Below are 8,933 nucleotides of genomic sequence, written 5' to 3' on the forward strand. Positions count from 1 at the left end.
GTTAATAGCCTTAGCAATTGACGTTAGCGACAGAAGAAGCACCGGCTAACTCCGTGCCAGCAGCCGCGGTAATACGGAGGGTGCGAGCGTTAATCGAAATTACTGGGCGTAAAGGGCACGCAGGCGGTTAATTAAGTTGGATGTGAAATCCCCGGGCTTAACCTGGGAATGGCATTCAAGACTGGTTAGCTAGAGTCTTGTAGAGGGGGTAGAATTCCATGTGTAGCGGTGAAATGCGTAGAGATGTGGAGGAATACCGGTGGCGAAGGCGGCTCCCTGGACAAAGACTGACGCTCATGTGCGAAAGCGTGGGGAGCAAACAGGATTAGATACCCTGGTAGTCCACGCTGTAAACGATGTCGATTTGGAGGTTGTGGTCTAGAACTGTGGCCTCCGGAGCTAACGCGTTAAATCGACCGCCTGGGGAGTACGGCCGCAAGGTTAAAACTCAAATGAATTGACGGGGGGGCCCGCACAAGCGGTGGAGCATGTGGTTTAATTCGATGCAACGCGAAGAACCTTACCTACTCTTGACATCCAGCGAAGCCTTTAGAGATAGAGGTGTGCCTTCGGGAGCGCTGAGACAGGTGCTGCATGGCTGTCGTCAGCTCGTGTTGTGAAATGTTGGTTAAGTCCCGCAACGAGCGCAACCCTTATCCTTTGTTGCCAGCGATTCGGTCGGGAACTCAAAGGAGACTGCCGGTGATAAACCGGAGGAAGGTGGGGATGACGTCAAGTCATCATGGCCCTTACGAGTAGGGCTACACACGTGCTACAATGGCGTATACAGAGAGAGGCGAGCCTGCGAGGGGAAGCGGAACTCAGAAAGTACGTCAAAGTCCGGATTGGAGTCTGCAACTCGACTCCATGAAGTCGGAATCGCTAGTAATCGCGGATCAGCATGTCGCGGTGAATCCGTTCCCGGGCCTTGTACACACCGCCCGTCACACCATGGGAGTGGGTTGCAAAAGAAGTAGGTAGCTTAACCTTTTGGATGGCGCTTACCACTTTGTGATTCATGACTGGGGTGAAGTCGTAACAAGGTAACCGTAGGGGAACCTGCGGTTGGATCACCTCCTTACCTAGATAGATGGAATGTGAGTGTTCACACAGATTGTCTGATGAAGATTGAGCAGAAGGTATCATTAGGCTTGTAGCTCAGGTGGTTAGAGCGCACCCCTGATAAGGGTCGGTGGTTCAAGTCCCTCAGGCCTACCAACATTGCTGATGGATGTGGCTGAAAGGTAAGGTTAGCAGGAAGGTGTAATGATACGACAATCTTAATGGGGCTATAGCTCAGCTGGGAGAGCGCCTGCTTTGCACGCAGGAGTCAGCGGTTCGATCCCGCTTAGCTCCACCATATTGCAAGATAAAATATAGATAAAAAGTTATTCAGAGCAGGCTGGCAACAGTATGCTGCGAATAATAATGCTCTTTAACAATCTGGAACAAGCTGAAAATTGAAACACACATTATTGAAAAATAGTGTGGAGAACTCTCAAAACTCCAATCAGTTGGGTTTTTGTTGTCATGATGAAAGCGTTATGAGCGAGCAGTCAGCCATTCGAGACGGCCAGCGCACAGCGAGCACTGCCCAATAAAGAATGGGTGGAGAGGTGCCCATAACCTAGCAAAAAGGCAGCGTAAGACACCTTCGGGTTGTGAGGTTAAGCGAATTAAGCGTACACGGTGGATGCCTAGGCAGTCAGAGGCGATGAAGGACGTGCTAATCTGCGAAAAGCGTCGGTAAGCTGATATGAAGCGTACTAGCCGGCGATGTCCGAATGGGGAAACCCAGTGCATTGATGCACTATCGTTTGATGAATCATAGTCAAATGAGGCGAACCGGGGGAACTGAAACATCTCAGTACCCCGAGGAAAAGAAATCAACCGAGATTCCCCCAGTAGCGGCGAGCGAACGGGGAGCAGCCCAGAGTCAACATCAAAATTTACCGCAGGAGAAGGGTCTGGAAAGGCCCGCAATAAAGGGTGATAGCCCCGTATCTGAAGCGGTAAGTGTTGTGAGCTCGAAGAGTAGGGCGGGACACGTGTTATCCTGTCTGAATATGGGGGGACCATCCTCCAAGGCTAAATACTCCTGACTGACCGATAGTGAACCAGTACCGTGAGGGAAAGGCGAAAAGAACCCCGGTGAGGGGAGTGAAATAGAACCTGAAACCGTGTACGTACAAGCAGTAGGAGCATCCGAAAGGGTGTGACTGCGTACCTTTTGTATAATGGGTCAGCGACTTATATTCTGTAGCAAGGTTAACCGCATAGGGGAGCCGTAGGGAAACCGAGTCTTAACTGGGCGTTAAGTTGCAGGGTATAGACCCGAAACCCGGTGATCTAGCCATGGGCAGGTTGAAGGTTGGGTAACACTAACTGGAGGACCGAACCGACTAATGTTGAAAAATTAGCGGATGACTTGTGGCTGGGGGTGAAAGGCCAATCAAACCGGGAGATAGCTGGTTCTCCCCCCGAAAGCTATTTAGGTAGCGCCTCGTGAATTCATCTTCGGGGGTAGAGCACTGTTTCGGCTAGGGGGTCATCCCGACTTACCAACCCGATGCAAACTACGAATACCGAAGAATGTTATCACGGGAGACACACGGCGGGTGCTAACGTCCGTCGTGAAGAGGGAAACAACCCAGACCGCCAGCTAAGGTCCCAAAGTCATGGTTAAGTGGGAAACGAAGTGGGAAGGCTTAGACAGCCAGGATGTTGGCTTAGAAGCAGCCATCATTTAAAGAAAGCGTAATAGCTCACTGGTCGAGTCGGCTGCGCGGAAGATGTAACGGGCTAAACCATGCACCGAAGCTGCGGCAGCGACACTTAGGTGTTGTTGGGTAGGGGAGCGTTCTGTAAGCTGTAGAAGGTGGACTGAGAGGTCTGCTGGAGGTATCAGAAGTGCGAATGCTGACATAAGTAACGATAAAGCGGGTGAAAAACCCGCTCGCCGAAAGACCAAGGGTTCCTGTCCAACGTTAATCGGGGCAGGGTAAGTCGACCCCTAAGGCGAGGCTGAAAAGCGTAGTCGATGGGAAACGGGTTAATATTCCCGTACTAAGGGTTACTGCGAAGGGGGGACGGAGAAGGCTAGGCTATCCGGGCGACGGTTGTCCCGGTTTAAGCGAGTAGGTGGGTAGTGCAGGCAAATCCGCACTGCTACAACACTGAGACGTGATGACGAGCCACTAAGGTGGTGAAGTAGTTGATGCCCAGCTTCCAGGAAAAGCCTCTAAGCGATAGGTAATCATTAATCGTACCCCAAACCGACACAGGTGGTTAGGTAGAGAATACTCAGGCGCTTGAGAGAACTCGGGTGAAGGAACTAGGCAAAATGGTGCCGTAACTTCGGGAGAAGGCACGCTGGCATTAGGTGAAGGGTCTTGCATCCGGAGCGGAAGCCAGTCGAAGATACCAGCTGGCTGCAACTGTTTATTAAAAACACAGCACTGTGCAAACACGAAAGTGGACGTATACGGTGTGACGCCTGCCCGGTGCTGGAAGGTTAATTGATGGGGTAAGCCGTAAGGCGAAGCTCTTGATCGAAGCCCCAGTAAACGGCGGCCGTAACTATAACGGTCCTAAGGTAGCGAAATTCCTTGTCGGGTAAGTTCCGACCTGCACGAATGGCGTAATGATGGCCAGGCTGTCTCCACCCGAGACTCAGTGAAATTGAACTCGCTGTGAAGATGCAGTGTACCCGCGGCAAGACGGAAAGACCCCGTGAACCTTTACTATAGCTTGACACTGAACATTGAGCCTTGATGTGTAGGATAGGTGGGAGGCTTTGAAGTGTGGACGCCAGTCTGCATGGAGCCGACGTTGAAATACCACCCTTTAATGTTTGATGTTCTAACTTAGGCCCGTAACCCGGGCTGAGGACAGTGTCTGGTGGGTAGTTTGACTGGGGCGGTCTCCTCCCAAAGCGTAACGGAGGAGCACGAAGGTTGGCTAATCACGGTCGGACATCGTGAGGTTAGTGCAAAGGCATAAGCCAGCTTGACTGCGAGCGTGACAGCGCGAGCAGGTACGAAAGTAGGTCTTAGTGATCCGGTGGTTCTGAATGGAAGGGCCATCGCTCAACGGATAAAAGGTACTCCGGGGATAACAGGCTGATACCGCCCAAGAGTTCATATCGACGGCGGTGTTTGGCACCTCGATGTCGGCTCATCACATCCTGGGGCTGAAGTAGGTCCCAAGGGTATGGCTGTTCGCCATTTAAAGTGGTACGCGAGCTGGGTTTAGAACGTCGTGAGACAGTTCGGTCCCTATCTGTCGTGGGCGAAGGAAGATTGAGGGGGGCTGCTCCTAGTACGAGAGGACCGGAGTGGACGCACCACTGGTGTACAGGTTGTCATGCCAATGGCATCGCCTGGTAGCTAAGTGTGGAAGAGATAACCGCTGAAAGCATCTAAGCGGGAAACTTGCCTCAAGATGAGTCTTCCCTGACAGTAATGTCCTATAAGGGGTGTTCGAGACGAGGACGTAGATAGGCTGGGTGTGTAAGCGTAGCGATACGTTGAGCTAACCAGTACTAATGACCCGAGAGGCTTAACCTAACAACACCGAAGGTGTTTTTGAGAGAGAGAATTTTAGCTTGTTCAGAGATTGAATCTGGTCGAATTTTGCTGATGGCAGAGACTTGGTCGCGTACTGAGGTAGGTGAGCAGGCTGAAAGGCAGCGAAATGAGACGGGATAAATAAAAAAGAATTTGTCTGGCGGCAATAGCGCGGTGGTCCCACCTGACCCCATGTCGAACTCAGAAGTGAAATGCCGTAGCGCCGATGGTAGTGTGGGGTCTCCCCATGTGAGAGTAGGGAACCGCTAAGCTTAAAATATTAAGGCCACCTGTCAGCGATCATGCAAAACTGATCCACTTTTTAGCTAAATACGATCAATCGAAATTGATCCACTGTTTTACTCGGTTATTGCTCCTGAGCGCCGCTTAATCTTCTTTCAATCGATAGCTTTCACCGCTCAATTGCAGTACATGCGAATGATGAAGTAAACGATCAAGCATTGCGGCGGTTAATGTTACGTCATCAGCAAAGGCATTGTGCCATTGCCCAAATGATAAGTTACTCGTCAATATCACGAGTTTCGCACCAATAAAAAACGCTCTATTTTTAAGTTTAATTCAGCATAATATATAAATAGACAAAATCTTATAAATTAAAAGCAACTTATTGTAATTTAAACAAATTTATACGTTTTAGTAACTTGCAAATTAACCATTGCTTTTAAGCCATTTCTGGAATTTTATATGCCTGTGCGAAACTCGTGTCCATTTCTCTTCCCCCAATGAGCTAATACCGCATTATGCTTATGCGAAAGGGATTAATGACAATTATTGCGTCAAATCAGTTTTAGCAGATATATTAATAAAATGCATTATTACTTAATCATACTTTGATCTCTGCAAGTAGCCCGCTAATATATTTTTCAACAATTTTTGTGGCAGCACCATAATGTTTTTCATCAAACTGGCTTTCAACCTGGCTGGGTTCAAGATTCAATTCAACGGTATGTGCACCAGCAAGTTTAGCTTCATGTACAAACCCAGCGGCAGGATAAACATATCCCGATGTACCAATTGTGACAAAAATATCCGCTGATGATAAAGCTTGATAAATCACCTCCATGCCTAGTGGCATTTCACCAAACCAAACAATATGGGGACGCAAAGGTTGAGGAAATTGGCAACAGTGACAACGGTCTTCGGTTGTTAGATCTCCTTTCCATTCAATAACCTGACCTGATTGACAGCAGCGAGCTTTTAATAATTCACCATGCATATGAACAATGCGTCTATTACCCGCTTTTTCATGTAAGTTATCGATATTTTGTGTAACTAATAAAAAATTATCACCCAGGAAATGTTCTAATTTTGCTAACGCATAATGGGCTGCGTTGGGTTTTATATCCGCTTGCTGTAATTGATAACGACGCTGATTGTAAAAACGTTGTACTAACTCTGGATCTCTAACAAAACCTTCAGGTGTTGCAACATCTTCAACCCGATGTTCTTCCCATAAACCATCCGTTGCGCGAAAAGTGCGAATTCCAGACTCAGCTGAAATCCCTGCGCCGGTTAACACGACAACTTTTTTTGTTTTCATCTTATCAATCAACTGTTTGTCTCGGTAAAAAAGGCAACAACGAAATCTTTGTCGATGTAATTTTTTCTTTTTACGTAACTTTCTAAGTCGACAATAAAACCGCATCATTGGACAGTATCCTTTTTCATGCTAAACGACCCATTACTTTCAATCAAACCATCGCCTTTTTTAGATAATGACAGCAAAAATAACAACTGTTATTGCCCACTTAAAATTCGCGCCGGATCTATTTTTGTTGCCCGTTTAGCTGGATACCAACTTGCGAGTAAACTTAAAATTAATGTTGTTAACATGACATAAAATACATCGGTAATATGGAGCTCAGAGGGTAAAAAATCAATAAAATAAACATCACCTGACAAAATAGGATGACCAACAATATTTTCTATACATTTAATAATAGTCGTTAAATTTAGTGATATAAAAATCCCGACTAACATACCAATAAAACAACCAACCATTCCCGTTATTAATCCATACCATAAAAAAATAGCACGAATAAAACTATCTTTAGCACCGAGTGTTCTCAACACCGCAATATCAGTGCTTTTATCTTTCACTGCCATTACCAGCGTAGAGACAATATTAAAACAGGCGACACCAATTACCAAAATCATGGCCAGATACATTATGCCACGCACCATTTGAATATCGTTATACATGTAACCATAATCCGCTATCCAACTTTTAATAGTGACATAATGGCCAGTATTTATACCGGCATCATAAACCACTTTATTGGCAGCAAAAACATCATTCACACTGATCTGAAAACCAGTAACACCATCACCATAGGCTAAATATTGCTGCGCATCTTGCAATGGTACAATTGCCAGCTGATGATCTAACATACCATCTAATTTGAATACGCCAATAACCGTGACACTAATTAGATTCGGTTGCTGAATACGTAATTTATCATCATGATTAGGGATCATGATGGTAATATGATCTCCAGGCGAAACTTTTAATGTTTCTGCCACACCTTGACCTAAAATAATTTCGTTATTGCCGGGTTTTAATTTTTGCCAGGCATCATTCAAGATAAAATTAGGTAACGAACTAACTGATCGCTCTGACGATAAATCAACACCGGCTACCTGGATCGCTTTCAATGCGCTCCCCTTTTCGAGCAACCCAGTAAAATTAATATAGGGTGATACTCCAACAACCCCTGGTGTTTGTCGAACCTTATCTAAATCAGCTTGCCAATTTAAATAAGGCTGATTGACTGCCGCAATTTGTCCATGAGGGATAACTGAAAGTATGCGATTTTTTAATTCACGTTCAAAACCATTCATTGCACTTAAGCCAATAATCAACACTGCAACGCCAAGCACAATACCTAGTGTAGAAATAATCGAGATCAATGAAACCAAGCCAGCTCTTTTCTTGCCTTGACTAAAACGAAGTGCAATTTTTAACGCACGGGGTAATTCCGCCATGATCATTGCACTCCCATTAAGCTCTGATCATCCTGTAAATAACCATCCCGCATTTCCAGCTGACGAGTTAAACGACCGGCAAGTCGCAAATCATGAGTCACAACTAAAAATGCCGTCCCTTTTTGTCGATTAAGATCCATTAATAAATCAAAAATGACATCTGCATTGTGTAAGTCCAAATTACCGGTCGGTTCATCCGCCAGTACTAAAGCAGGTTCATTAACAATTGCCCGAGCAATTGCAACTCGCTGCCGCTCACCGCCAGATAATTCAGCGGAGCGATGATTAACTCGATGCGATAAACCTACTGCTGCTAACATCTCACTCGCTTTTTGCTGCGCTTCACGCAAGTCATTCCGCCAATTAATAATGGCATCATTGCATTTTCCAACGCAGTAAAATCCGGTAATAGGTGATGAAATTGATAAATAAACCCCAACTTCTGATTGCGTAGTTCAGCTCTCCCATTGGTAGAAAGTGAGATAATTTTTTTACCATCAAAAATGACATCACCGCTAGTTGGCGTATCTAATCCACCCAATAAATGCAGTAGCGTACTCTTGCCAGAGCCTGAACTACCCAGAATTGCCATCATTTCACTTTTATTGATTGAGAAGGAGATATTTTTAAGTACATTAGTCGAAATTTTGCCATCTTGATAACATTTACAGAGGTCCTGGCAAACTAATAGCGGAGAATTATTCATAACGTAAAGCCTCTGCAGGTTGAACGGTGGCTGCACGCCAAGATGGATAAAGGGTGGCCAATAATGAGATAGCGATTGAAGATAAAGCGATTAATATAATACGAGCAGGATCAATAGATATCGGTAATTCGATTCCTTTAGCCAACAAACCTAACATAGGCATTATTATATTAAGCTGGCTTGCGATAAATAGACCTAATAATGATCCAATGATGGTACCAATGATGCCTGCCCCTGCTCCCTGTAACATAAAAATAGCCATAATCTGGCCTCGCTTTAAACCTAATGTTTGCAAAATAGCCACTTCAGACTGTTTTTCCATAACCAATAATGAAAGTGAAGTAACAATATTAAAAGCTGCCACGGCAATAATGAGACTCAATAATAATCCCATCATATTTTTTCCATTCTCACTGCCTGAAAAAACTCACCCTTTCGTTCGCGCCAATCCTGCCATACCATACCTGCTGGTAACGTCTGTTGACTCAAGTTATCAACGGTTAAAGGTGCGTTAAGATAAAGACGCCAACCCGTAATATTACCGATCGGATAACGCATTAATCGTGCCGCGTCCTGTTGATTAACCAATAATTCGCTATTATCGGCTTCACCTTCGGTAGCAAAAAAGCCTGCTACCGTGAATAAACGCTGAC

2 protein-coding genes, 2 tRNA genes, 3 rRNA genes and 3 pseudogenes are annotated in these 8,933 nt (G+C 45.7%); 5 read left to right on the forward strand and 5 right to left on the reverse strand.

The window, feature by feature from the left end:
* From AYJ55_RS12360 to rrf, 5 genes are all read left to right on the forward strand, one after another.
* Positions 1-1,081: ribosomal RNA gene (locus AYJ55_RS12360) — 16S ribosomal RNA — on the forward strand; the annotation flags it as partial.
* A 66-nt stretch (positions 1,082-1,147) separates the two neighbouring features.
* Positions 1,148-1,218: transfer RNA gene (locus AYJ55_RS12365), tRNA-Ile, on the forward strand.
* A 67-nt stretch (positions 1,219-1,285) separates the two neighbouring features.
* Positions 1,286-1,360: transfer RNA gene (locus AYJ55_RS12370), tRNA-Ala, on the forward strand.
* A gap of 305 nt (positions 1,361-1,665) precedes the next feature.
* A 23S ribosomal RNA gene (locus tag AYJ55_RS12375) occupies positions 1,666-4,568 on the forward strand.
* 156 nt (positions 4,569-4,724) lie between these two features.
* Positions 4,725-4,840: ribosomal RNA gene (gene rrf, locus AYJ55_RS12380) — 5S ribosomal RNA — on the forward strand.
* 115 nt (positions 4,841-4,955) lie between these two features.
* Here rrf and AYJ55_RS26050 read toward each other — a convergent pair.
* From AYJ55_RS26050 to AYJ55_RS12400, 5 genes and pseudogenes are all read right to left on the reverse strand, one after another.
* Positions 4,956-5,105: pseudogene (locus AYJ55_RS26050) on the reverse strand (ATP-binding protein); the annotation flags it as partial.
* 307 nt (positions 5,106-5,412) lie between these two features.
* Positions 5,413-6,234, reverse strand: a complete 822-nt coding sequence (gene cobB, locus AYJ55_RS12385) for a Sir2 family NAD+-dependent deacetylase (protein WP_063656688.1) — start codon at positions 6,232-6,234, stop codon at positions 5,413-5,415.
* Between the two features lie 92 nt (positions 6,235-6,326).
* A complete protein-coding gene (gene lolE, locus AYJ55_RS12390; RefSeq protein WP_063656686.1) occupies positions 6,327-7,574 on the reverse strand; it encodes a lipoprotein-releasing ABC transporter permease subunit LolE in 1,248 nt (415 codons plus the stop codon).
* Positions 7,575-7,576: 2 nt separating this feature from the next.
* Positions 7,577-8,280, reverse strand: a pseudogene (lolD, locus tag AYJ55_RS12395) (lipoprotein-releasing ABC transporter ATP-binding protein LolD).
* Positions 8,273-8,933: pseudogene (locus AYJ55_RS12400) on the reverse strand (FtsX-like permease family protein); the annotation flags it as partial. The pseudogenes lolD and AYJ55_RS12400, both read right to left, overlap by 8 nt.

Origin of the sequence: Candidatus Arsenophonus triatominarum (assembly GCF_001640365.1) — a bacterium.
GTDB lineage: Bacteria > Pseudomonadota > Gammaproteobacteria > Enterobacterales > Enterobacteriaceae > Arsenophonus > Arsenophonus triatominarum.